The sequence below is a fragment of the Streptomyces spectabilis genome (assembly GCF_008704795.1).
GTDB classification, from domain to species: Bacteria; Actinomycetota; Actinomycetes; order Streptomycetales; family Streptomycetaceae; genus Streptomyces; species Streptomyces spectabilis.
Genome location: NZ_CP023690.1, coordinates 5,617,141 through 5,641,581 on the forward strand (window position 1 = coordinate 5,617,141; position 24,441 = coordinate 5,641,581).

Consider the following 24,441-nt stretch of genomic DNA (forward strand, 5'->3'; position numbering starts at 1 on the left):
GCCAGTTGCTGACACTGCACCACGTGCGCGCGGTCCGGTCCGCCCCCGCGGGGGCGGACGCCGTCGTCGTCGACGGCGCCCGGATCGCGGCCGTCGGCCCGTACGAGGAGCTGTTCGCGGCGTACGGCGAGCGCGCCCGGGTCCGGCGCTGGGACGGCTTCCTGACCCCCGGCCGCCACGAGCCCGACGCCGTGGCCCTCCTGGAGTCCGCCTACTGGCCCGACCCGCGTGAGGCCGACGAACTCGGCACGGACCCGCTGACCGGCGCGGACCTGGACCGGCTCGGCATGACGGACACCCGCTGGGGCCACAGCGCCCGCCGCGGCCTGCAGCGCCTCCTCGCCGCCGGCACCACGTCCCTCGCGGGCCCCTTCACCCACCCTTCGGTCCGCACGGCCGTCACCCGTTCGGGCATCAGGGTCACCACCGCCGCCCCGACCCCCTTGGTCCCCGCGGCCCCCGCGGACTTCGCGATCTTCACCGAGGACGGAACCTGCGTGGCGACGGCCATCGAGGGCCGCCTCCTCTTCCGCCGCCGCTAGCGCGAAGCGCCCCGTAAGGGGCGCGGGGAACTGCGCGAGCAACCAGCACAGCCCCGCACCCACGGCCCCCGGCCGAGGGAGAAGACCGGCCTGACACAATAGGCCGGGTGACCCGCGCATCCCTGGACAAGCAGCCGCACGAAGTCGCCTCGATGTTCGACGACGTCGCGGAACGGTACGACCTCACGAACGACGTGATCTCGCTCGGCCAGGCCCGGCTGTGGCGCAAGGAGGTCGCCAGGGCCGTCGACGCGCGGCCCGCGCAGAAGATCCTCGACCTCGCCGCGGGGACGGCCACGTCCTCGCAGCCCTTCGCGCAGGCGGGCGCGTACGTCGTGCCGTGCGACTTCTCGCTCGGCATGCTGCGCGTCGGCAAGCAGCGCCACCCGTGGATGCCGTTCACCGCGGGGGACGCCACGAAGCTGCCGTTCAAGGACGACACCTTCGACGCCGTCACGATCTCCTTCGGCCTGCGCAACGTCCAGGACACCGACGCCGCGCTGCGCGAGCTGTTCCGTGTGACCCGCCCCGGCGGGCGCGTGGTGATCTGCGAGTTCTCCGAGCCGACGTGGGGCCCGTTCCGCAAGGTCTACATCGAGTACCTGATGCGCGCGCTGCCGCCGGTCGCCCGCACGGTGTGCTCGAACCCGGACGCGTACGTCTATCTCGCCGAGTCCATCCGCTCCTGGCCGAACCAGCCACAGCTGGCGGCGCGCCTGTCCGACGCGGGCTGGTCCAAGGTGGCGTACCGCAATCTGACGGGCGGCGTGGTGGCGCTCCACCGGGGGTTCAAGAAGGACTGAACGGTCGTTTCGACAACGGTCGAACGGTCGTTCAGGACGCGGCGGTTGACGGGAACCGTGCGCCGGGGAAGATGTGTCAGTTGATATGTACCGACCACTCCATGTGGCCGGAGCATAACGGTCGGCGCTCACCGACCCGTCCCCTGACGATCTCCTCAAGACGGAGCGTTCCGATGTCGTCGTACTGCCCGCACTGCGGGGCGCCATCCCCGGACGAGGCCCGTTTCTGCATGAAGTGCGGGCGGGAATGCCTTCCGGAGCCGACGGGGGAGGTCTCGGACGCCGCGCCTCAGGACGCCCCCGCCGCCCCCTCCGAAGAACCAAGTCACCCCAAGACACTGGTGGTTCCTCCCGCCCCGACGGCCGCCCCGTCCGCCACTCCGACGGCCGCGCCGCCACCGACGGCCCCCTCGGCCCCGCCGACACCCTTGGCACCACCGCCCCCAGCCGCTCCGGCCGCTCCAGTTGCTCCAGCCGCCCCGGCAGTCGCCGCCCCGCCGGCGTACGCCCCCGTCCCCGCCGCGCCCTCGCCCGTCGGCGCCTTCCTCGGGCGGACCGCGCGCGGTGACTGGGCCGGTTCCGTGCAGGCCGCGCTGTGGCCGCTCGCGGCGCTGCTGCTCTCCGCGCTGGCTTGCGCCGTCCCGAAGTACGGGCAGGACGACGAGGACTTCGTCGGCTTCGCCGACCGGCTGCGGATCGCGCTCGCGGTCGTCGTCCAGGCGGTGGGCGGCAGGCTCGAGTTCTCGGGCAGCGAGGAGAGCGGCTTCGACGGCTCGTCGACGGAGGCGGTGACCGACGGCACCTTCGCCGTGCACCTCGTACCGCTCACGGTGACGGCCCTGTTCATCGGGGGGCTCGTCGTCGGCGCGCGCATCCTCAGGAACCGCCTTCGGCTGCGCGGGCAGAGCCTGCCGGGCAGCACGGCCGGTCTGGAGGCGGCCGTCCGCGTCGCGCTGCTCACCGCGCTCGGCGTACTGGTGCTCGCCCTCTTCGGGCAGCCCGAGATCCAGCGCGTGGAGATCTCGTCCGGTCCGCTCCTCGCGCTGCTCGGCGCGCTCGCGCTCAGCCTCGGGATCTGCGGAGCGGTCCTTCAGCGCGACGGCGCGGCGCCCTGGCTGGCCGGGCGCCCCGGCGCGCAGTTCTTCACCCGCGCCCTGGGCGCATCCCTGCGCGCCCTCGGCATCGTGCTCGTCCTCAGCTCCGTCACCGCGTACCTCAGCGTCACGCAGATCGACGCCTTCAGCGGCGAGAACGACGTGCCCGGCTCGGACGTGTCGGACGACCGGGTCTCGCCCTACCTCGTCGCGCTGCTGCTCCTGCCGAACTTCGGCCTGCACGCGCTCGGCCTCGGCTGGGGCGCGCCGCTCGAATCCGAGGCGGGCCGGGGCTCGCGGTACGGCGACAACTACGAGACCGAGTCGTTCGGCCTGTCGAAACTCGGCGACCTGGTGAACTCCGGTGCGGTCGTCGGCGCGTTGGCGCTCGGCCTGGTGTGCGCCCTCGTGATCGCGCTCGTCGGCGCGCGCCGCTGCGCACGGCGTGGCGAGCAGATCCTGGCCGCGGGGCTCTCGTTCGGCTTCATCCTGTTGCTCGCCGCCTTCAGCGGCCTCGGCGTCGACACGTCCACCGAGCGGCGCGGACTCGGCGGCGAGACGTCGAGCGGCTCGTTCGACGCGGGCGTGAGCATGCCGGACCTCCTGCTGTTCGGGCTGCTGTGGGTGGCCGGAGCGGTGCTCGTGGCGGCGGTGTTCACCGCGCGCGGGAGCGGGGCGCCGCCGGTGCCGCCCGGCCCGCCGGCGGGGCAGACGCCGCCGGTTCCGCCCGGCGCGGCGGGGCCCGGCGCGCCCGCGGCGTACGCCGTCCCCGGTCCGTACGACCCCAGCGCTGCCCCCACCCAGGGCGTCCTGGCCGCGCCGCCCGTTCCCGCGCGGCCGCGCGGCGGCCGCACCGGGGTCTGGGCGGTCACGCTGGCCGTCGCCCTCCTCGTCGGCGGCGGTACGACGGCGGGCATCGTCGTCTGGCAGGACAACCGGAGCACGTCGGACGAGGCGGACAAGGGCGACAGCTCCACCGGCGCCGACAAGGGCGCGACCGGTTCCGAGGGCGACGGCGAGAACGGCCCGGCCGCCAGCCGCACCGACGAGCCCACCCAGGACCTGCCGACCGGCACCGCGCAGCCCTCCGAAGAGGAGAGCGGCGGCGGTGAGACCGCGGGGGACGCCGCCGTGCCGCCGGGCTCCGAGCGCGTCACCGACCCCAAGGGGTTCTCGTTCGCGGCCCCCGAGGGCTGGGGGAGCAGCGTCAGCGACAACCCCACGCAGTCCATGTTCGCGGGCGCGAGCGAGGCGGAGCACTTCCAGGTCGGCGTGATCCCGGACGCCGGCTACACCTCGTACGAGAACCTCACGAAGATGGAGGAGTTCGCCGAGAAGGACCCCGACAAGTCCGACTACCGGCGGATCCGCCTGGAGGACAACACCTTCCAGGGGCGCGCGGGCGCGGTGTGGGAGTACACGTACACCGACAAGTCGGACCGCAGGATCCACGCGATCAACCAGAGCTACGTCACCGCCGACGGCACCGAGTACGCGATCCAGCTCTCCTGGCGCGCGACGGTGTGGTCGACGGCGCACGGCACGCGGACGCACCAGGCGGCCCTCGACACCTGGCAGACCACGGACTGACGGCGCCCGGCCGGCCACGGGCTGAGGCTCCCCCTCCGGGGAGGGCCTCAGCCCCCGACGCCGACCTCCGGCTGCCCCGGCTCGGCCAGCTCCCGCTGGAGGCCGCCGCCCGAAGGCCCGGGCAGCAGCGGCTCGCGCACGCCCGCGCCGCCCTCGCCCTCGCCGGAGCCGAGGTCGAACCACACGGTCACGACGGCGCCGCGCGGAACCTCGACGTCCGGCAGCGGGTACTGGCGTACGACGTACTCCAGGATCACGTCGTGGAGTTCGGAGCGGTCGCCCGCCACCAGGCGCACGCCGCGCTCGTGGGCCCTCTCGCGCGCGTCCATCCCCATCAGGCCCACGAAGCGCGGCACGCGCACTTCCAGCGGACCGGCGTCCCCCGGCGTCCTCGGCACAGGCGTCACCCCTCAGCGGCAGGGGCGCGAGCCCCCAGCGGTAGGGGAGGCCCCGGCGGTAGGGGAAGGGTAGCCCGGCCGGGCCGGACTACAACCCCATGCGGTAGCAGTACGCGCGCCGGTCCTGGCCGGGCACGGTGTGCGTCTCGGCGCGCTCCATGCCGAGGCGCGCGGCCACCGCCTGGGACCGTTCGTTGCGCACGTCGATCACGGCGACCGCCGACGGCACGCCCGCCGCCCGCAGCCGGTCCAGGGTCGCGCGGGCCGCGACGGACGCGTAGCCGCGCCCCCACGCCCGGCGGGCGAGCCGCCAGCCGATCTCGATCTCCCCCGTGGGCCCCCACTCCCGCGGCCACGGCTGGGCGCCGGCCAGGCCGACGGGCTCGCCGTCCGGGCTCAGCAACGTCCACAGGCAGTAGCCCAGTTCCGCGTCGTGGCGGCGCTGCCGCGCGGTCAGCTCCTCGTACACGGAGAGCTCGCTGGGCAGGCCCGCGCCCACGTACTTCATGACCTCCGGGTCGTCGAAGAGCCGGTGCCAGACGAAGGCGTCCTCGTGGGTCGGCACGCGCAGGCCGACGGCAGGCGCGGCGGGGGTCCGGTGGGGCGCGTCGTCCAGCTCGCTCACGTCGCTCACAAGTGGCCCTTCGGGTGATTGATCAGTACCGCCTCATAGACTGCCTCTATCCCGTGCCGGTCGGCACACTGATTTCGAGCCTTCGGGAGAACCCGCCGTGACCGAGCCGCTCTCCGACACCACCGCCAACTCCGCGGACGTCATCGTCGTCGGCGCAGGTCCGGCCGGTTCGACCACCGCGTACTACCTGGCGAAGGCCGGGCTCGACGTGCTCCTCCTGGAGAAGACCGCGTTCCCCAGGGAGAAGGTCTGCGGCGACGGCCTGACGCCGCGTGCCACGAAGCAGTTGGTGTCCATGGGCATCGACATCTCCGAAGAGGCCGGCTGGCTGCGGAACAAGGGCCTCCGCATCATCGGGGGCGGCGTACGGCTCCAGCTGGATTGGCCGGATCTCGCCTCTTTCCCCGACTACGGACTCGTCCGCAAGCGCGACGACTTCGACGAGCAGCTCGCCCGCCAGGCCCAGAAGGCGGGCGCGCGACTGTACGAGCGGTGCAACGTGGGCGCCCCGATCGTCGACGACCGCACCGGCCGCATCACCGGCGTGGAGGCCAAGCTCGGCGAGGACAAGACGCCGGTCACCTTCCACGCGCCGCTGGTGGTCGCCGCCGACGGCAACTCCACGCGCCTGTCGCTCGCCATGGGCCTGCACCGCCGCGAGGACCGCCCGATGGGCGTCGCGGTGCGCACGTACTTCACCTCGCCGCGCCACGACGACGACTACCTGGAGTCCTGGCTGGAGCTGTGGGACCGCCGCGGCGCCCAGGACCGCCTGCTGCCCGGCTACGGCTGGATCTTCGGCATGGGCGACGGTACGTCGAACGTCGGCCTCGGCGTCCTGAACACGACCGCCGCCTTCAAGGAGCTGGACTGGCGCGAGGTCCTCAAGGCCTGGTGCGCCTCCATGCCCGAGGACTGGGGCTACACCCCGGAGAACATGACGGGGCCGATCCGCGGCGCCGCCCTGCCGATGGCCTTCAACCGCCAGCCGCACTACACGCGCGGCCTGCTGCTCGTCGGCGACGCGGGCGGCCTGGTCAACCCGTTCAACGGCGAGGGCATCGCCTACGCCATGGAGTCCGGGCAGATCGCCGCGGACGTCATCGTGCAGGCCGTCGCCCGCGCCACGCCCGCCCAGCGCGAACTGGCCCTCCAGCGCTACCCGAAGGTCCTCAAGGACACCTACGGCGGCTACTACACCCTCGGCCGCGCCTTCGTGAAGCTCATCGGCAACCCGAAGGTCATGCAGATCGCGGCCCAGCGCGGCCTCACGCACCCGCTCCTGATGAAGTTCACCCTGAAGATGCTCGCCAACCTGACGGACCCGACGGGCGGCGACGCGATGGACCGCATCATCAACGGCCTGAGCAAGGTGGCCCCCAAGGCCTGACCCCCTCAAGCGCACGCCTAAGGGCCGGAACCCCTCTGGAGGGTTCCGGCCCTTAGGCGTAGGTGCGAAAGACCGTCAGAGGACGCGCACGGCCCCGGAGGCCGGGTAGCCCGACAGGTCCTGGATCACGACGCCCTTGCTCGGGTTCGCGGCGTCCAGGTACTGGCCGCCCCCGATGTAGACGCCCACGTGGTACGCGGAGCCCGCGCCGCCCCAGTACAGGATGTCGCCCGGCTGGATGTTGGAGAGCGAAACCGGCGTTCCGGCCGTCGACTGGGCCTGCGAGACGCGCGGCAGGTCCACGTTGACCTGCTTGAAGGCGGCCTGGACGAGGCTGGAGCAGTCCCACGCGTTGGGGCCCGAGGCACCCATCACATACGCGTCGCCCAGCTGGGCCTTCAGGAAGCTGATGACGGTGGACACGCTGCCGCCGGAGGGCGCGGAGACGTTCGAGGTGTCGGAGGCGGAGGAGCTGCCACCGGAGCCACCGGAACCGCCGGAGGGGGCGGAGTTGGTGCTGAGCTGCGTGCGCTCGGTGGCCCGCGCGGCGCGCTCCTGGGCCTCCTTCTTGCGCTTGGCCTCGGCCTCGGCCTTGGCCTTCTTCTCGGCCTCGGCCTTCTTCTCAGCGGCCTTCTGGTCCTTGGTGGCCTGCTTGGCGGCCTTGACGGCGGCGGCCTCCTGCTGGGCGCGCGCCTCGTAGCCGTCGGCGGTCTGCTGCGTGGCGTCCGCGGACTGCGCGATCTGAGCGGTCAGATCGGCGGTGAGGGTGGGCAGCTCGATCGTCTCGGTCACCGGCTCGGCGGCGTTCGCCGTACCAGCGGCGCCGGCCACTGCCAGGGTGCTGAGGACGCCACCGGCAACTCCGGCGCGCAGAGCCATCTTCGACGCGCTGCGACGGGGCTTCCGGTGGCTGGGTATGTGAGCGGTGTGGGACATGGGAACAACCGCTATCAAGGAGTAGGGGTTCCCTTCAAGAAACGTGTGCTGCGCCACAGTTGCCCGCCGTGACCTTGAATCCCGGGCGTGTCGCTTCTTATTGACGCCGTAACGGGCAATGCGGACAGTCCTGATCACGCCTGTGATCATGGGTTTTCCGAGTTACGTCCGAATTGCCCGTGGTCTAACACGCGTTGATGCCGTTGGCCAAGCCCGCTTGTTCGAGCCAAGGTTCGGGTGTGGCGCAGGTCACCTTCCGGGCCCGGTGAGCGCCGCCTGAGACCTGGCTGAGATCTGGCTGATATCTCCCGGGTATCTGACGGGTGCCCTCCGGTTCGCCAGTCACTCCTCTCCGCCCTCCTGGCGCCTCCTCGTATCCCCTCCCCCTCTCCCTGTGCTTTCTCGCGCCCCCTCGCGCGCGACGCGCGGGTCCGACTCGTGAACGCGTGCACACGATCGGACTGTCCACCCCTCCGCGGCGTCCGCGCGAAGCCGCGTCCACCGCCGTCCACACCCCTGCCGCCAAAGTGTGAACGCGCCCCTCTATCAAGTGATCACGTCCAGCACCAATTTGCCTGTAGTAGCCACCTCTTGATAATGCAACACCGCCCCGACCTGCCCCGACGCGTCAAGATGTCACCTCTGGTGATCACTCAGGTGCTTCGCGTACGAAGATCACTGCTCATCCGACTTCATGATCCTTCGTCAGGTGGTGGAGATCACAAAGCCGTTGTCGTACCCCGTGTCGCAGATCACAGACCGGCGGGCATAAGATGCGGGGCAGTTGGGCTTGTGACCTGCTTCACATGTAAGCGATCTTCGGGGAACTCCGAAGGCCCGGGGATCGCATACGGGCGGGGCGGCGAGCGGGTCCGACGCAACCGCCAGCAGTCAGTGCCGACTGAGAGGAGCGAGGAGCGGTGAACGCGTATGCGCCCATCCTCGTACTGGGAGCCCTCGGGGCAGGCTTTGCGATTTTCTCCGTGGTCATGGCCACGCTTGTCGGCCCCAAGCGCTACAACCGCGCGAAGCTCGAGGCCTACGAGTGCGGAATCGAGCCGACCCCCACGCCGGCCGGCGGCGGGCGTTTCCCCATCAAGTACTACCTGACGGCGATGCTCTTCATCGTCTTCGACATCGAGATCGTCTTTCTCTATCCCTGGGCCGTCAGCTTCGACGCCCTGGGGATTTTCGGGCTCGTGGAGATGCTGCTCTTCGTGCTCACCGTCTTCGTCGCGTACGCGTACGTATGGCGGCGCGGCGGCCTGGAATGGGACTGACCCCGGCAAGGGACTGACCCCCGATATGGGACTGAGCCCCGGAAGGGGACAGAGGAGCCACTGAGCATGGGACTCGAAGAGAAACTGCCGAGCGGATTCCTGCTGACCACCGTCGAGCAGGCCGCCGGGTGGGTGCGCAAGGCATCCGTCTTTCCCGCCACGTTCGGCCTCGCGTGCTGCGCCATCGAGATGATGACCACCGGCGCCGGGCGCTACGACCTGGCGCGCTTCGGCATGGAGGTCTTCCGCGGCTCACCGCGGCAGGCGGACCTGATGATCGTGGCCGGGCGCGTGAGCCAGAAGATGGCGCCCGTCCTGCGGCAGGTCTATGACCAGATGCCCAACCCCAAGTGGGTGATCTCCATGGGGGTTTGCGCGTCTTCTGGCGGAATGTTCAATAACTACGCGATTGTCCAGGGCGTGGATCATGTCGTCCCGGTCGACATCTATCTGCCCGGCTGTCCGCCCCGGCCCGAGATGCTGATGGACGCGATCCTCAAACTGCACCACAAGATCCAGAACACCAAGCTCGGCGTGAACGCCGAGGAAGCGGCCCGCGAGGCGGAGGAAGCGGCCCTCAAGGCGCTCCCCACCATCGAGATGAAGGGGCTGCTGCGGTGACCGACGCGAACGACAGCGCCACCCACGAGACCAACCCCGAGCGGGACCTCAGCGCCTCCAACCTCCCCGGCCAGCGCGGTGAGCACGGCGAGGAGGTCCGCGTCCAGCGCGGCATGTTCGGCGCCGACAACGGCGGCGACACCTCCGGTTACGGCGGCCTGGTGCGCTCCATCCGGCTCCCGGGCGCGGCCAACCGGCCCTACGGCGGCTGGTTCGACGAGGTGGCCGACGAGCTCGAAGGCGCCCTGGAGGAACAGGGCCTCGTCCCCGAGAACGCCATCGAGAAGACGGTCGTCGACCGCGACGAGCTGACCTTCCACATCGCGCGCGAGCATCTCGTCCGCGTGGCCCGGACCCTGCGGGACGACCCGGCGCTGCGCTTCGAGCTGTGCACCGGCGTGTCCGGCGTGCACTTCCTCGGAGACAAGGGCCGCGAGCTGCACGCCGTCTACCACCTGCGCTCGCTCACCCACAACCGCCTGATCCGCCTGGAAGTCAGCGCCCCGGACGCCGATCCGCACGTGCCGTCCCTCGTCGCGGTCTATCCGACGAACGACTGGCACGAGCGCGAGACGTATGACTTCTTCGGGCTCGTCTTCGACGGCCACCCCGCGCTCACGCGCATCATGATGCCGGACGACTGGCAGGGCTTCCCACAGCGGAAGGACTACCCGCTCGGCGGCATTCCCGTCGAGTACAAGGGCGCCCAGATCCCGGCTCCGGACCAGCGGAGGTCGTACAGCTGATGAGCACTCCTTCTGCATCCGCTTCCTCCGCCTCCGCGCGCGAGACCACCGAGGGCACCGTCTACACGGTCACCGGTGGCGACTGGGACGAGGTCGCCAGGTCCGCGGCCGAGGCCGACGACGAGCGCATCGTCGTGAACATGGGCCCGCAGCACCCCTCCACGCACGGCGTGCTCCGGCTCATCCTGGAGATCGAGGGCGAGACGGTCTCCGAGGCCCGCTGCGGCATCGGCTACCTCCACACGGGCATCGAGAAGAACCTCGAATTCCGCACCTGGACCCAGGGCACCACGTTCGTCACGCGCATGGACTATCTGACGCCGTTCTTCAACGAGACGGCGTACTGCCTGGGCGTCGAGAAGCTCCTCGGCATCGAGGACCAGATCCCCGACCGCGCCACCCTCATCCGCGTGCTCCTGATGGAGCTGAACCGGATGTCCTCGCACCTGGTGTGCATCGCCACCGGCGGCATGGAGCTGGGCGCCACCACGATCATGATCTACGGCTTCCGCGATCGTGAACTCATTCTCGACATCTACGAGCTGATCACCGGCCTGCGCATGAACCACGCGTACATCCGGCCCGGTGGACTCGCCCAGGACCTGCCGCCCGGCGCGGTGGACCAGATCCGCGAGTTCGTGAAGAAGATGAAGAAGAACCTCCCCGAGTACGACAAGCTCGCCACCGGGAACCCCATCTTCAAGGCCCGCATGCAGGACGTCGGCTACCTCGACCTGACCGGCTGCATGGCCCTCGGCGCCACCGGCCCGATCCTGCGCTCCGCCGGGCTCCCCCACGACCTGCGCAAGAGCCAGCCGTACTGCGGCTACGAGACCTACGACTTCGAGGTCCCGACCGCCGACACCTGCGACTCCTACGGACGCTTCCTCATCCGCGTGGAGGAGATGCGCCAGTCGCTGCGCATCATCGAACAGTGCCTGGACCGGCTGCGGCCGGGACCGGTCATGGTCGCCGACAAGAAGATCGCCTGGCCCGCCCAGCTCGCGCTCGGCCCGGACGGCCTCGGCAACTCGCTCGACCACATCAAGAAGATCATGGGCACCTCCATGGAGGCCTTGATCCACCACTTCAAGCTGGTGACGGAGGGCTTCCGGGTGCCGCCCGGCCAGGCCTACACCGCCGTGGAGTCCCCCAAGGGCGAACTCGGCGTGCACGTCGTCTCCGACGGCGGCACCCGCCCCTACCGGGTGCACTTCCGCGACCCGTCCTTCACCAACCTGCAGGCCATGGCGGCGATGTGCGAGGGCGGCCAGGTCGCCGACGTCATCGTCGCCGTCGCGTCCATCGACCCCGTGATGGGAGGCGTCGACCGGTGACAGACGCATCGCCGACGAGCCTGGGGATGCCCCGACTCCCCGCCCCCGACTACCCGGCCGACGTACGGGCCCGGCTCGAAGCGGACGCCAAGGAGGTCATCGCCCGCTATCCGGACTCCCGCTCAGCCCTGCTGCCGCTGCTGCACCTGGTGCAGTCGGAGGAGGGGTACGTCACGCGCACCGGGATGCGGTTCTGCGCGGAGGTGCTCGACCTGACCACCGCGGAGGTCACGGCCGTCGCGACCTTCTACACCATGTACCGGCGGAGGCCCTCCGGCGACTACCAGGTCGGCGTGTGCACCAACACGCTCTGCGCGGTGATGGGCGGCGACGCCATCTTCGAGGCCCTCCAGGAGCACCTGGGCGTCGGCAACGGCGGGACCACCGAGGACGGCAAGGTGACGCTCGAACACATCGAGTGCAACGCCGCCTGCGACTTCGCGCCCGTGGTGATGGTCAACTGGGAGTTCTTCGACAACCAGACCCCGCACAGCGCCAAACGCCTCGTCGACGACCTGCGCGCGGGTGTCCAGGCCGAGCCGACCCGCGGCGCCCCGCTGTGCACCTTCAAGGAGACGGCCCGCATCCTCGCGGGCTTCCCCGACGAGCGCCCCGGAGCCGTCGAGGCCACCGGCGGCGCGGGCCCCGCCTCGCTGATCGGACTGCGCCTGGCCAAGGGCGAGGCGCCCCCCGCGCGCGTGGTGCATCCGCGCACGGGCGGCCCGGAGGGCGCACAGCCGCACGATCCGTCACCCAGCGAGCACCTGAGCTCGCACGACGCGCCGCAGCGGACCTCGGCATCCGACCCCTCGCACTCCGCGGGCCCGGTCGGCGAGGACCGCGAGGAGGGGGAGTGATGACCTTGGCCGCCGAGATCAACGAGACCAGCCCCGAGAAGCTGCTCGCCCCGGTCCTCTCGGCCTTCTGGGACCAGGAGAAGTCCTGGACCCTTGACGTCTACCGGCGCCACGAGGGCTACGAGGGACTGCGCAAGGCCCTGGCGATGGAGCCGGACGACCTCATCGCCTATGTGAAGGAATCCGGGCTCCGCGGCCGCGGCGGCGCGGGCTTCCCCACCGGGATGAAGTGGCAGTTCATCCCGCAGGGCGACGGCAAGCCGCACTATCTAGTTGTCAACGCCGACGAGTCGGAGCCCGGGACCTGCAAGGACATCCCGCTCCTCTTCGCGAACCCGCATTCCCTCATCGAGGGCATCGTGATCGCCTGCTACGCGATCCGTTCGTCGCATGCCTTCATCTATCTGCGTGGTGAGGTCGTCCCCGTACTGCGGCGGCTGCACGAGGCCGTGCGCGAGGCGTACGCGGCGGGCTACCTCGGCAAGAACGTCCTGGGCAGCGGACTCGATCTCGAACTCACCGTGCACGCGGGCGCGGGCGCGTACATCTGCGGTGAGGAGACCGCGCTGCTCGACTCGCTCGAAGGCCGCCGTGGTCAGCCGCGACTCCGTCCCCCTTTCCCTGCGGTCGCGGGTCTCTACGCGTGCCCCACTGTTGTCAATAACGTCGAGTCCATCGCATCGGTTCCCGCGATCCTGCAGCGCGGCAAGGACTGGTTCACCTCGATGGGAAGCGAGAAGTCGCCCGGCTTCACGCTGTACTCGCTCAGCGGGCACGTCGCCTCGCCCGGCCAGTACGAGGCGCCCCTCGGCATCACGCTGCGCCAACTGCTCGACATGAGCGGCGGCATGCGGCCCGGTCACCGCCTCAAGTTCTGGACGCCGGGCGGCTCTTCGACGCCGATGTTCACCGACGAGCACCTCGACGTCCCGCTCGACTACGAGGGCGTCGGCGCCGCCGGATCCATGCTCGGCACCAAGGCGCTGCAGTGCTTCGACGAGACCACCTGCGTCGTGCGCGCGGTGACGCGCTGGACCGAGTTCTACGCCCACGAGTCCTGCGGCAAGTGCACGCCCTGCCGCGAAGGGACGTACTGGCTCGTGCAGTTGCTGCGCGACATCGAGGCGGGCAAGGGCGTGATGGCCGACCTCGACAAGCTCAACGACATCGCCGACAACATCAACGGCAAGTCCTTCTGCGCCCTCGGCGACGGCGCCGCCTCGCCGATCTTCTCCTCGCTCCAGTACTTCCGCGCGGAGTACGAGGAGCACATCACCGGCAGGGGCTGCCCCTTCGACCCCGCCAAGTCGACGCTCTGGGCCGACAGGCCCCTGGAGAACACGGAGGTGAACGCATGACAGTGACCACGAACAGCGCTCCCTCCGGGGGCGGGGAGGCGGCCGTTCCGCCGGAAGACCTGGTCACGCTGACGATCGACGGCATCGAGATCAGCGTCCCCAAGGGGACCCTGGTCATCCGCGCCGCCGAGCTCCTCGGCATCGAGATCCCGCGCTTCTGCGACCACCCGCTGCTCGACCCCGCGGGCGCCTGCCGCCAGTGCATCGTCGAGGTCGAGGGCCAGCGCAAGCCGATGGCGTCCTGCACGATCACCTGCACCGACGGCATGGTCGTCAAGTCGCAGCTGACGTCGCCGGTCGCCGAGAAGGCCCAGCACGGCGTGATGGAGCTGCTGCTCATCAACCACCCGCTGGACTGCCCGGTCTGCGACAAGGGCGGCGAGTGCCCGCTGCAGAACCAGGCCATGTCGCACGGCAACGCCGAGTCCCGCTTCGAGGGCAGCAAGCGCACCTACGAGAAGCCGGTGCCGATCTCCACACAGGTGCTGCTCGACCGCGAGCGGTGCGTGCTGTGCGCCCGCTGCACCCGCTTCTCCAACCAGATCGCCGGCGACCCCATGATCGAGCTGGTCGAGCGCGGCGCGCTCCAGCAGGTGGGCACCGGAGAGGGCGACCCCTTCGAGTCGTACTTCTCCGGGAACACCATCCAGATCTGCCCGGTGGGAGCGCTCACGTCGCACGCCTACCGCTTCCGGTCACGCCCCTTCGACCTGGTGTCGTCGCCGTCGGTGTGCGAGCACTGCGCGGGCGGCTGCGCCACCCGTACCGACCACCGGCGCGGCAAGGTCATGCGACGGCTGGCCCAGGACGAACCCGAGGTCAACGAGGAGTGGATCTGCGACAAGGGCCGCTTCGGCTTCCGGTACGCGCAGAAGCCGGACCGCCTGACCACGCCCCTGGTGCGGAACGCGGCCTCGGGTGAGCTCGAACCGGCCAGCTGGCCCGAGGCGTTGGAGACGGCCGCACGCGGCCTCGCCGCCGCGCGCGGGCGGGCCGGAGTCCTGACCGGCGGCCGCCTCACCGTGGAGGACGCCTACGCGTACAGCAAGTACGCGCGCGTGGCGCTCGACACGAACGACATCGACTTCCGCGCGCGGGTGCACTCCAGCGAGGAGGCCGACTTCCTGGCGGCACGGGTCGCCGGGCGCGGCCGGGACCTCGACGGCACCGGTGTCACGTACGCCGCCCTGGAGAAGGCGCCCGCCGTCCTGCTCGTCGGCATCGAGGCCGAGGAGGAGGCGCCCGGCGTCTTCCTGCGGCTCCGCAAGGCGTGGCGCAAGCACGGCCAGCGCACCTACGCCGTCGCCACGCACGCCACGCGGGGCCTGGTGAAGGCGGGCGGCACGCTCCTCGCCGCGGCGCCCGGCACGGAGACCGAGTGGCTGGACGCGCTCGCCGCCGGGGTCGGCATCGAGGACGACGGCGCGAAGGCCGCCGAGGCGCTGCGCGCCGAGGGCGCGGTCATCGTCGCGGGGGAGCGGCTCGCGGCCGTGCCGGGCGCGCTCACCGCCGCCGTGCGGGCCGCGTCCGCGACCGGCGCGTCGCTGGTGTGGATCCCGCGCCGCGCGGGCGAGCGCGGTGCCGTCGAGGCCGGCGCGGTGCCCTCGCTGCTTCCCGGGGGCCGCCCGGCCACCGACCCGCGCGCGCGGGACGAGGTCGCGGCCGCCTGGGGCGTGGCCGAACTCCCGCACCGCTACGGCCGGGACACCGGCCAGATCGTCGAGGCCGCCGCGACCGGCGAGCTGGGCGCCCTCCTGGTGGGGGGCGTCGAGGTCGCCGACCTGCCCGACCCGCCGCGCGCGCGTGAGGCGCTCGACCAGGTCGGCTTCCTGGTGTCGCTCGAACAGCGGCCGAGCGAGGTGACCGAGCGCGCCGACGTGGTCCTGCCGGTGGCCGCCGTCGCCGAGAAGCCGGGCACCTTCCTCAACTGGGAAGGCAGGGCCCGGCTCTTCGAGGCGGCGCTCAAGCCGGACCAGATGACGCGCCGCCTGGCACCCACCGACGCGCGCGTCCTGCACATGCTGGCCGACGCGGGCGACGTCCCCCTCGGCCTTCCCGACCTGCTGGCCGTCCGGCGCGAGCTCGACCGGCTCGGCGGCTGGGACGGGCCGCGCGCGACCGAGCCCCTGGAGACCGCGGTCCAGCTGCCGCGCCCGGCCGTCGGTGAGGCGGTGCTCGCCGGGCACCGGCTCCTGCTGGACCGGGGCCGCCTCCAGGAGGGCGACGACGCGCTCGCCGGCACGCGGCACGCGGCGGTGGCCCGGCTCTCGGCGGCCACCGCGGCGGAGGCGGGCGTCAAGGACGGCGACACGCTCGCCGTCACCGGCACCGCGGGGCGGTTCGAAATCCCGCTCGCGGTCACGGAGATGCCCGACCGCGTGGTGTGGCTGCCGCTGAACTCCGTGGGCGGCGGTATCGCCTCCGACACGGGTGCGCTCCCGGGCGAGCTGGTCAGGATCGGCCCCGCTGTCCGCGTCGAGCCCGCCCAGGGCGCCCAGGAGGTGCAGTCGTGAGCCCCATGACCCAGCTCGCCGCCGAAGACCTCTCCATGTTCGGCCGCGACCCCTGGTGGCTGGTCGGCATCAAGGCGGTCTTCTGCTTCGCGTTCCTCGTGGTGTCCGTGCTCTTCGCCATCGTGTGGGAGCGCAAGGTCGTGGCCTGGATGCAGCTGCGCATCGGCCCCAACCGCAACGGCCCCTGGGGCTTCCTCCAGTCCCTCGCGGACGGCATCAAGCTGATGCTCAAGGAAGACCTGATCGTCAAGCGCGCCGACAAGGTGGTCTACATCCTGGCGCCGGTCGTCGCGGCCATCCCCGCCTTCATGGCGATCGCGGTGATCCCCTTCGGGCCCGCGGGCAACGAGGTCTCGATCTTCGGGCACCGCACCACGATGCAGCTCACCGACCTGCCGATCGCGATGCTCTACATCCTCGCGGTCGCCTCGGTCGGCATCTACGGCATCGTGCTCGCGGGCTGGAGCTCCGGCTCCACCTATCCGCTCCTCGGCGGTCTGCGCTCGTGCGCGCAGATGATCTCGTACGAGATCGCGATGGGCGCCGCGTTCGCGTCGGTCTTCCTGTACTCCGGGTCGATGTCCACGTCGGCGATCGTGGAGGCACAGCAGGACCGCTGGTACGTGGTGCTCCTGCCGGTGTCGTTCCTGATCTACATCGTGACGATGGTCGGCGAGACCAACCGCGCGCCGTTCGACATGCCGGAGTCCGAGGGCGACCTCGTCGGCGGCTTCAACACCGAGTACTCGTCGATCAAGTTCGCGATCTTCATGCTCGCCGAGTACATCAACATGATCACCGTCTCGGCCGTGTCCGCGACGCTCTTCCTCGGCGGCTGGCGGGCTCCCTGGCCCATCAGCGGCTTCTGGGAGGGGGCCAACCACGGCTGGTGGCCGATGGCCTGGTTCGTGCTCAAGGTGCAGCTGCTGCTGTTCTTCTTCATCTGGCTGCGCGGCACGCTGCCCCGCGTCCGCTACGACCAGCTGATGAAGCTCGGCTGGAAGGTCCTCATCCCGGTGTCGGTGGTGTGGCTGATGCTCGTCGCCACCGTCCGCGCGCTGCGCAACGAGGACTACGACTTCAGCGAGATCGCGCTCTATGTGGGCGGCGGAGTCATCGCGCTGCTCCTGCTCTCCGTCCTGTATGACCTGTTCAGGGACAAGCGGGACAAGGAGGCGGCGGTCGCCGCCGAGCCCGCCGAGTCCGGCGCCTTCGACCCGATGGCGGGCGGCTTCCCGGTGCCACCGCTGCCCGGACAGACCCTGCCACCCGTGCCGCGCCGACGCCCGCGCCACGAGCGGGAGTTGATTGTCAGTGGTGGCCCGGATACTCAAAGTGACGGAAAGGAGGCGTCCGATGGCTGAGCAGTCGAACACGCCGGACCGAAAGCGGAGCGGGCAGCTGCCCGAGCAACCGCAGAGCCAGGAAGCGGCACAGGCGAACCAGTCGGATCAGGGGTTCCAGAACCCCGTCGCGGGCTTCGCCGTGACCTTCAAGGCCATGTTCAAGAAGCGGCTGACCGAGCAGTATCCGGAGCAGCAGAAGACCACCGCTCCCCGCTTCCACGGCAGGCACCAGCTCAACCGCCATCCGGACGGCCTGGAGAAGTGCGTCGGCTGCGAGCTGTGCGCCTGGGCCTGCCCGGCGGACGCCATCTATGTGGAAGGCGCGGACAACACCGAAGAGGAGCGCTACTCCCCGGGCGAGCGCTACGGCCGCGTCTACCAGATCAACTACGCCCGCTGCATCTTCTGCGGCCTGTGCATCGAGGCGTGCCCCACGCGCGCGTTGACGATGACGAACGAGTTCGAGCTCGCCGACACCAGCCGCCAGAACCTGATCTACACCAAGGAGCAGCTGCTCGCGGGCCTCGACGAGGGCATGGTTGACGCCCCGCACGCGATCTACCCCGGCACGGACGAGGGGGACTACTACCGCGGTCTGGTGACGCGGGCGGCCCCCGGCACGGAGCGCCAGGTCGCCGTCTCCAAGGGCGAGCAGGCGCCGGAGCCCAGGGCCGAGGGGGTGGAAGCGTGACCTCCGTCGCGGCCTACACCACCTCCACGGGCGAGGCCTTCCAGTTCTGGGTGCTCGGCACGGTCGCCGTGATCGGCGCGCTGAGCACGATCCTCATGAAGCGGGCGGTGCACAGCGCCCTCTGTCTGGCCGGGACCATGATCATCCTGGCGGTCTTCTACCTGGCCAACGGCGCGTACTTCCTGGGCATCGTCCAGATCGTCGTCTACACCGGCGCGATCATGATGCTCTTCCTGTTCGTCGTGATGCTCGTCGGCGTCACCGCCGCGGACTCCCTGAAGGAGACCATCAAGGGCCAGCGCTGGCTGGCCGCCCTGTGCGGACTCGGCTTCGCCGTCCTGCTGTTCGCGGGCATCGGCAACGCCTCGGTGAAGGACTTCAACGGCCTGGGCAAGGCGAACGAGGGCGGCAACGTGGAGGGCCTGGCCGCCCTCATCTTCACGAAGTACGTCTTCGCCTTCGAGATCACCGGCGCCCTGCTGATCACGGCGACCGTCGGCGCGATGGTGCTGACCCACCGCGAGCGCACGGAGCGCGCCAAGACCCAGCGCGAGCTCGCCGAGGAGCGGGTGCGCGCGGGCAAGCACCTGCCGCCGCTGCCGGCCCCTGGCGTCTACGCCCGGCACAACGCCGTGGACATCGCGGGCCTGCTCCCCGACGGCACGCCCTCGGAGCTCACGGTCAACAAGACCCTCCGGGAGCGCGGCCAGATCCGCGACGTGTCCACCGAGGCCCTGGAGGACCTGCGGGCCCTGGAGCAGCGCTCCACGGACCGCCTGGCCCGCCCCGACCTGCGCCGCACGGACGCCGGGCGCGGCGCGGACGGCGACCGGGCCGGGCAGAGCGAGGAGGCGTCGAAGTGAATCCGGTCAACTACCTCTACCTGGCGGCCCTGTTGTTCGCCATCGGCGCCACCGGCGTGCTGATCAGGCGGAACGTGATCGTGGTCTTCATGTGCATCGAGCTGATGCTCAACGCCTGCAACCTGGCGTTCGTCGCCTTCTCCCGGCTGCACGGCAATCTCGACGGCCAGATCATCGCCTTCTTCACGATGGTCGTCGCCGCGGCCGAGGTCGTGGTCGGGCTCGCGATCATCGTGTCGCTGTTCCGCTCCCGCCACTCGGCCTCGGTCGACGACGCCAGTCTGATGAAGCTCTAAGGGGTCGCTGAATCGTGGAGAAACTGATTGCGCTGCTCGTCGCGGCGCCTCTGCTCGGAGCGGCCGTCCTGCTGTGCGGCGGGCGTCTGCTCGACCGCGTCGGCCACTGGCTCGGCACCTTGCTCTCGGCCGTCTCCTTCGTCCTCGCCGCGGTGCTCTTCACCGACATGCTCGGCAAGGGCGCCGAGGACCGGGGCCTGCACCAGCACCTGTTCAGCTGGATCCCGGTCGAGGGCTTCAAGGCCGACGTCGCCTTCCAGCTCGACCAGCTGTCGATGACGTTCGTCCTGCTGATCACCAGCGTCGGCACGCTGATCCATCTGTACTCGGTCGGGTACATGGAGCACGACGAGCGCCGCCGCCGCTTCTTCGGCTATCTGAACCTGTTCCTCGCGGCGATGCTCCTGCTCGTCCTGGCCGACAACTACCTGCTCCTGTACGTCGGCTGGGAGGGCGTCGGCCTCGCCTCGTACCTCCTGATCGGGTTCTGGCAGCACAAGCCGAGCGCGGCCACCGCGGCGAAGAAGGCCTTCTTGGTCAACCGCGTCGGCGACATGGGCCTCTCGATCGCGATCATGCTGATGTTCACCACCTTCGGGACGTTCGCCTTCGGGCCGGTCCTGGAGGCCACGGGTGAGACGGGCGAGGGCAAGCTCACGGCGATCGGCCTGATGCTGCTGCTCGCGGCGTGCGGCAAGTCCGCGCAGGTGCCGCTCCAGTCCTGGCTCGGGGACGCGATGGAGGGCCCGACCCCCGTCTCCGCCCTGATCCACGCGGCGACGATGGTGACCGCGGGCGTGTATCTGATCGTGCGCTCCGGGGAGATCTTCAACGCCGCGCCGGACGCCCAACTGGCGGTCGCGGTGGTCGGCGCGGTCACGCTGATCTTCGGTGCGATCGTCGGTTGCGCGAAGGACGACATCAAGAAGGCCCTCGCCGGGTCCACGATGTCCCAGATCGGCTACATGATCCTGGCCGCGGGCCTCGGCCCGATCGGCTACGTCTTCGCGATCATGCACCTGGTGACGCACGGCTTCTTCAAGGCCGGGCTCTTCCTCGGCGCCGGTTCGGTCATGCACGGCATGAACGACGAGGTGGACATGCGGAAGTACGGCGGCCTCAGGAAGTACATGCCGGTGACGTTCGTGACCTTCGGGCTCGGCTATCTCGCGATCATCGGCTTCCCCGGGCTCTCCGGCTTCTTCTCCAAGGACAAGATCATCGAGGCGGCCTTCGCCAAGGGCGGCACGGAGGGCTGGATCCTCGGCTCGGTGGCCCTGCTCGGCGCGGCCATCACGGCGTACTACATGACGCGCGTGATGCTCCTGACCTTCTTCGGAGAGAAGCGCTGGCAGCCGGACGCGGAAGGCAACGCGCCGCACCCGCACGAGTCCCCGAAGACCATGACGATCCCGATGATCCTGCTGGCCTTCGGGTCGGTGTTCGCCGGTGGCTTCTTCAGCATCGGCGACCGCTTCCTGAACTGGCTGGAGCCGGTCACGCACCACGAGCACGGCGACTCCCCGCTGAGCGCCGCCACGGTCACCGGCGCCACCGTCGTCGTCCTGGTCGTCGGCGTGGCCCTGGCCTGGGCGCAGTACGGGCGCAGGCCGGTCCCGGTCGTCGCCCCGCGCGGCTCGCTGCTCACCCGCGCGGCCCGCCGCGACCTGCTCCAGGACGACTTCAACCACGTGGTCCTGGTGCGCGGCGGCGAGCACCTCACGCGCTCCCTGGTGTACGTCGACCACACCCTGGTCGACGGAGTGGTCAACGGCACGGCGGCCTCGGTCGGCGGGCTCTCCGGACGCCTGCGCAAGCTCCAGAACGGCTACGCCCGTAGTTACGCGGTCTCGATGTTCGGCGGCGCGGCGATCCTCATCGCCGCGACGCTGCTGATGAGGGCGGTCTGATACCGATGTCCTTTCCTCTGCTGACAGCGACGGCCGTGGTGCCCGCGGTGGGCGCGATCGCCACTGCGGCCGTCCCGGCCGCGCGGCGCACCGCCGCCAAGTGGCTCGCACTGCTCTTCTCGCTGGCCACGCTCGCCCTCGCCATCACGGCGGTCGTCCGGTTCGACCCGGACGGCGACCGGTACCAACTGACCGAGTCGCACTCCTGGATCAAGGACTTCGGGGTGCGGTACGAACTGGGCGTGGACGGCATCGCGGTCTCCCTGATCGCGCTGACCGCCCTGCTGCTGCCCTTCATCATCCTGGCGGGCTGGCACGACGCCGATCCCCTGGAGACCAAGTCGTCGCGCTGGCGCCCGACTCAGGGCTTCTTCGCCCTGATCCTCGCGGTCGAGGCGATGGTGATCATCTCCTTCGAGGCCACCGACGTCTTCCTGTTCTACATCTTCTTCGAAGCCATGCTCATCCCGATGTACTTCCTCATCGGCGGCTTCGGGGACCGCGCCCACGCGGGCAGCGACGAGAACGCCTCGGCGCAGCGCTCGTACGCGGCCGTGAAGTTCCTGCTCTACAACCTGGTCGGCGGTCTGATCATGCTGGCCGCCGTGATCGGGCTCTATGTGGTCGCGGGGAACTTCTCGGTCCAGGAGATCGCCGCGGCGCGGGCCGACGGCTCGCTGGACATGGCGACCAACACCGAGCGGCTGCTCTTCCTCGGCTTCTTCTTCGCCTTCGCGGTGAAGGCGCCGCTGTGGCCGCTGCACACCTGGCTGCCGAACGCGATGGGGGAGGCCACCGCCCCCGTCGCCGTGCTGATCACGGCGGTGGTCGACAAGGTCGGCACGTTCGCCATGCTGCGCTTCTGCCTCCAGCTGTTCCCGGAGGCCTCGAAGTGGGCGACGCCGGTGATCCTGGTGCTCGCCCTGATCAGCATCATCTACGGCGCGCTGCTCGCCGTCGGCCAGCGCGACATCAAGCGCCTGGTGGCGTACGCGTCGATCTCGCACTTCGGGTTCATCATCCTCGGCATCTTCGCGATGACGTCCCAGGGGCAGTCCGGCGCGACGCTCTACATGGTCAACCACGGCCTGTCGACGGCCGCCCTGATGCTGGTCGCGGGCTTCCTGATCTCGCGCCGCGGCTCGCGTCTGATCGCGGACTACGGAGGGGTGCAGAAGGTCGCCCCGGTGCTCGCGGGCACCTTCCTGGTCGGCGGTCTCGCCACGCTCTCGCTGCCGGGACTCGCGCCGTTCGTCAGTGAGTTCCTGGTCCTGGTCGGCGCGTTCGCGCGCTATCCGGCGGTCGGGATCATCGCGACGCTCGGCATCGTCCTCGCCGCGCTCTACACCCTCGTCCTCTATCAGCGGACGATGACGGGCCCGGTGAAGCCGGAGCTGGCGAAGATGCCGGACCTGCGGGTGCGCGAGCTGGTCGTTGTGGCCCCGCTCATCGCGCTCCTCATCGGCCTCGGCGTCTATCCGAAGCCGGTGGCCGACCTGGTGAACCCGGCGGTGGAGCACACCATGTCCGACGTACAGAAGACAGACCCCGAGCCCGAGGTGGAGGCCGCCAAGTGAGTGCGACAGCCGTCCACAGCCTGTGGACAGTGGCGGCCGATCCGATGGACAAGATCGACGCGCCGAAGATCGAGTACGGCCAGCTCGCGCCGACTCTCATCATCATCGGTGCCGCCGTCATCGGAGTGCTCATCGAAGCCTTCGTGCCGCGCAAGTCCCGTTACTACGCCCAGCTGTTCGTGTCGGTCGTGGCGCTCGCCGCCGCCTTCGCCGCGGTCGTCGCGCTCGCCGCCGGCGGATACGGCACCACGAAGGCACGCATCGCCGCGATGGGCGCCATCGCCGTCGACGGGCCCGCGCTGTTCCTGCAGGGCACCATTCTGCTCGCGGGCCTGGTCGCGATCTTCACCTTCGCGGAGCGGCGCCTCGACCCGGAGGCGCACGGCAACCGCGTCGACTCCTTCGTGGCCCAGGCCGGTGCCGTGCCCGGCGGCGCGGGCGAACAGGCCGCGGTGAAGGCCGGTTTCACCACCACCGAGGTGTTCCCGCTCGCCCTCTTCGCGATCGGCGGCATGCTCGTCTTCCCCGCGGCCAACGACCTCCTGACGCTGTTCATCGCCCTGGAGGTCTTCTCGCTCCCGCTCTACCTGCTGTGCGCGCTCGCCCGCCGCAAGCGGCTCATGTCGCAGGAAGCGGCCGTGAAGTACTTCCTGCTCGGCGCCTTCGCGTCCGCGTTCACACTCTTCGGCATCGCGCTGATCTACGGCTACGCGGGCTCGGTGTCGTACGGCACCATCGCCGACGTCGTCGACGGCACGGTCCAGACGGTCGACCCGGCGCTCGCGAACACCATGGGCAACGACGCGCTGCTCCTGATCGGCGCCGCGATGATCCTGATGGGTCTGCTGTTCAAGGTGGGCGCGGTGCCGTTCCACATGTGGACGCCGGACGTCTACCAGGGCGCGCCGACGCCGGTCACCGGCTTCATGGCGGCGGCGACCAAGGTGGCCGCGTTCGGCGCGCTCCTGCGCCTGCTCTACGTGGTCCTGCCGGGCCTGCGCTGGGACTGGCGGCCGGTGATGTGGGGCGTCGCGATCATCACGATGCTGGGCGGCGCGATCGTCGCGATCACGCAGACCGACATCAAGCGGCTCCTCGCGTACTCGTCGATCGCCCACGCGGGCTTCATCCTCGCGGGTGTCATCGCCACCACGGAGGAGGGCGTCTCGTCGGTGCTCTTCTACCTGGGCGCGTACTCGTTCGTGACCATCGGCGCGTTCGCCGTCGTGACGCTCGTGCGCGACGCGGGCGGCGAGGCGACGCACCTGTCGAAGTGGGCGGGGCTCGGGCGCCGCTCGCCGCTGGTCGCCGCGGTCTTCGCGGTGTTCCTGCTCGCCTTCGCGGGCATCCCGCTGACCTCCGGGTTCTCCGGGAAGTTCGCCGTGTTCAAGGCGGCGGCCGAGGGCGGCGCGGGCGCGCTCGTGGTGGTCGGTGTGATCTCGTCGGCGATCGCGGCGTTCTTCTACATCCGGGTGATCGTGCTGATGTTCTTCAGCGAGCCCAAGGCGGACGGCCCGTCGGTGGCCGTGCCGTCACCGCTGACGACGGCGGCGATCGGGGTCGGCGTCGCCGTGACGCTGGTCCTCGGTGTGGCGCCGCAGTACTTCCTGGACCTGGCGAACCAGGCCGGCGTGTTCGTGCGCTGAGCGGGTCGTCCGG

The 24,441-nt window shown here is 70.4% G+C and carries 21 protein-coding genes and 1 pseudogene; 19 read left to right on the forward strand and 3 right to left on the reverse strand.

The genetic code is table 11. From position 1 onward, the window contains the following. Positions 1-5 precede the first annotated feature (5 nt). From CP982_RS24660 to CP982_RS24670, 4 genes and pseudogenes are all read left to right on the forward strand, one after another. A complete protein-coding gene (locus CP982_RS24660) occupies positions 6-542 on the forward strand; it encodes an imidazolonepropionase-like domain-containing protein (protein WP_150512510.1) in 537 nt (178 codons plus the stop codon). A gap of 107 nt (positions 543-649) precedes the next feature. Beyond that, a complete protein-coding gene (locus CP982_RS24665) occupies positions 650-1,345 on the forward strand; it encodes a demethylmenaquinone methyltransferase (protein WP_144320371.1) in 696 nt (231 codons plus the stop codon). A gap of 173 nt (positions 1,346-1,518) precedes the next feature. Continuing rightward, positions 1,519-1,587: pseudogene (locus tag CP982_RS42990) on the forward strand (zinc-ribbon domain-containing protein); the annotation flags it as partial. 339 nt (positions 1,588-1,926) lie between these two features. Beyond that, the gene (locus CP982_RS24670) at positions 1,927-4,029 is read left to right on the forward strand and encodes an ICP22 family protein (protein WP_229879061.1); all 2,103 of its coding nucleotides are present in this window, start codon (positions 1,927-1,929) and stop codon (positions 4,027-4,029) included. Positions 4,030-4,076: 47 nt separating this feature from the next. On the opposite strand, the gene CP982_RS24675 is transcribed toward CP982_RS24670, so the two are convergent. Beyond that, on the reverse strand, positions 4,077-4,427 hold the full coding sequence (locus CP982_RS24675) for a PASTA domain-containing protein (protein WP_342355631.1): 351 nt from the start codon (positions 4,425-4,427) through the stop codon (positions 4,077-4,079). Between the two features lie 88 nt (positions 4,428-4,515). Next, entirely contained in the window at positions 4,516-5,061 is a 546-nt protein-coding gene (locus CP982_RS24680; RefSeq protein ID WP_372503406.1) for a GNAT family N-acetyltransferase, read from the reverse strand. Positions 5,062-5,158: 97 nt separating this feature from the next. On the opposite strand from CP982_RS24680, the gene CP982_RS24685 reads away from it, so the two are divergent. Further along, positions 5,159-6,451 (forward strand): geranylgeranyl reductase family protein, encoded by a 1,293-nt coding sequence (locus tag CP982_RS24685; RefSeq protein WP_150512512.1) that lies wholly within the window; start codon positions 5,159-5,161, stop codon positions 6,449-6,451. 75 nt (positions 6,452-6,526) lie between these two features. On the opposite strand, the gene CP982_RS24690 is transcribed toward CP982_RS24685, so the two are convergent. Then, on the reverse strand, positions 6,527-7,387 hold the full coding sequence (locus tag CP982_RS24690) for a C40 family peptidase (protein ID WP_150512513.1): 861 nt from the start codon (positions 7,385-7,387) through the stop codon (positions 6,527-6,529). A gap of 920 nt (positions 7,388-8,307) precedes the next feature. Here CP982_RS24690 and CP982_RS24695 point away from each other — a divergent pair. The 14 genes from CP982_RS24695 to nuoN all read left to right on the forward strand — a co-directional run bounded on the left by CP982_RS24695 (position 8,308) and on the right by nuoN (position 24,428). Further along, on the forward strand, positions 8,308-8,667 hold the full coding sequence (locus CP982_RS24695; protein WP_138961244.1) for an NADH-quinone oxidoreductase subunit A: 360 nt from the start codon (positions 8,308-8,310) through the stop codon (positions 8,665-8,667). Positions 8,668-8,733: 66 nt separating this feature from the next. After that, positions 8,734-9,288, forward strand: a complete 555-nt coding sequence (locus CP982_RS24700; RefSeq protein WP_150512514.1) for a NuoB/complex I 20 kDa subunit family protein — start codon at positions 8,734-8,736, stop codon at positions 9,286-9,288. Continuing rightward, positions 9,285-10,034 (forward strand): NADH-quinone oxidoreductase subunit C, encoded by a 750-nt coding sequence (locus CP982_RS24705; protein ID WP_150512515.1) that lies wholly within the window; start codon positions 9,285-9,287, stop codon positions 10,032-10,034. The genes CP982_RS24700 and CP982_RS24705 overlap by 4 nt, the downstream gene beginning before the upstream one ends. Beyond that, complete coding sequence (locus CP982_RS24710; RefSeq protein WP_150512516.1) at positions 10,034-11,371, forward strand: NADH-quinone oxidoreductase subunit D; 1,338 nt, start codon at positions 10,034-10,036, stop codon at positions 11,369-11,371. The genes CP982_RS24705 and CP982_RS24710 overlap by 1 nt, the downstream gene beginning before the upstream one ends. Before the next feature lie 26 nt (positions 11,372-11,397). Beyond that, entirely contained in the window at positions 11,398-12,228 is an 831-nt protein-coding gene (nuoE, locus tag CP982_RS24715; protein ID WP_150512517.1) for an NADH-quinone oxidoreductase subunit NuoE, read from the forward strand. Next, entirely contained in the window at positions 12,225-13,586 is a 1,362-nt protein-coding gene (gene nuoF, locus CP982_RS24720; protein ID WP_184925773.1) for an NADH-quinone oxidoreductase subunit NuoF, read from the forward strand. The genes nuoE and nuoF overlap by 4 nt, the downstream gene beginning before the upstream one ends. After that, complete coding sequence (locus CP982_RS24725; protein ID WP_150512519.1) at positions 13,583-16,099, forward strand: NADH-quinone oxidoreductase subunit G; 2,517 nt, start codon at positions 13,583-13,585, stop codon at positions 16,097-16,099. Before nuoF ends, CP982_RS24725 begins: the two co-directional genes overlap by 4 nt. Positions 16,100-16,104: 5 nt before the next feature. Next, the gene (gene nuoH / locus CP982_RS24730) at positions 16,105-17,463 is read left to right on the forward strand and encodes an NADH-quinone oxidoreductase subunit NuoH (RefSeq protein ID WP_184925777.1); all 1,359 of its coding nucleotides are present in this window, start codon (positions 16,105-16,107) and stop codon (positions 17,461-17,463) included. Next, positions 17,456-18,136, forward strand: coding sequence for an NADH-quinone oxidoreductase subunit NuoI (nuoI, locus tag CP982_RS24735; protein ID WP_229879046.1), 681 nt, complete (start codon positions 17,456-17,458; stop codon positions 18,134-18,136). The genes nuoH and nuoI overlap by 8 nt, the downstream gene beginning before the upstream one ends. Further along, the gene (locus CP982_RS24740) at positions 18,133-18,999 is read left to right on the forward strand and encodes an NADH-quinone oxidoreductase subunit J (RefSeq protein WP_150512521.1); all 867 of its coding nucleotides are present in this window, start codon (positions 18,133-18,135) and stop codon (positions 18,997-18,999) included. The genes nuoI and CP982_RS24740 overlap by 4 nt, the downstream gene beginning before the upstream one ends. Further along, on the forward strand, positions 18,996-19,295 hold the full coding sequence (nuoK, locus tag CP982_RS24745; protein WP_030678055.1) for an NADH-quinone oxidoreductase subunit NuoK: 300 nt from the start codon (positions 18,996-18,998) through the stop codon (positions 19,293-19,295). The genes CP982_RS24740 and nuoK overlap by 4 nt, the downstream gene beginning before the upstream one ends. A 14-nt stretch (positions 19,296-19,309) precedes the next feature. Continuing rightward, positions 19,310-21,205 (forward strand): NADH-quinone oxidoreductase subunit L, encoded by a 1,896-nt coding sequence (gene nuoL / locus CP982_RS24750; RefSeq protein ID WP_150512522.1) that lies wholly within the window; start codon positions 19,310-19,312, stop codon positions 21,203-21,205. Between the two features lie 5 nt (positions 21,206-21,210). Further along, positions 21,211-22,782: an NADH-quinone oxidoreductase subunit M gene (locus CP982_RS24755; protein ID WP_150512523.1), complete on the forward strand. Its 1,572-nt coding sequence runs from the start codon at positions 21,211-21,213 to the stop codon at positions 22,780-22,782. After that, on the forward strand, positions 22,779-24,428 hold the full coding sequence (gene nuoN, locus CP982_RS24760) for an NADH-quinone oxidoreductase subunit NuoN (RefSeq protein WP_150512524.1): 1,650 nt from the start codon (positions 22,779-22,781) through the stop codon (positions 24,426-24,428). Before CP982_RS24755 ends, nuoN begins: the two co-directional genes overlap by 4 nt. The last annotated feature ends 13 nt before the right edge of the window (positions 24,429-24,441 follow it).

Coding starts and splice junctions, on each gene's coding strand:
- CP982_RS24690 (WP_150512513.1), bottom strand. CDS start 7,387: ATGTCCCACACCGCTCACATACCCAGCCACCGGAAGCCCCGTCGCAGC.
- nuoE (WP_150512517.1), top strand. CDS start 11,398: ATGCCCCGACTCCCCGCCCCCGACTACCCGGCCGACGTACGGGCCCGG.
- CP982_RS24755 (WP_150512523.1), top strand. CDS start 21,211: ATGTCCTTTCCTCTGCTGACAGCGACGGCCGTGGTGCCCGCGGTGGGC.
- CP982_RS24725 (WP_150512519.1), top strand. CDS start 13,583: ATGACAGTGACCACGAACAGCGCTCCCTCCGGGGGCGGGGAGGCGGCC.
- CP982_RS24710 (WP_150512516.1), top strand. CDS start 10,034: ATGAGCACTCCTTCTGCATCCGCTTCCTCCGCCTCCGCGCGCGAGACC.
- nuoH (WP_184925777.1), top strand. CDS start 16,105: ATGACCCAGCTCGCCGCCGAAGACCTCTCCATGTTCGGCCGCGACCCC.
- CP982_RS24700 (WP_150512514.1), top strand. CDS start 8,734: ATGGGACTCGAAGAGAAACTGCCGAGCGGATTCCTGCTGACCACCGTC.
- nuoI (WP_229879046.1), top strand. CDS start 17,456: ATGGCTGAGCAGTCGAACACGCCGGACCGAAAGCGGAGCGGGCAGCTG.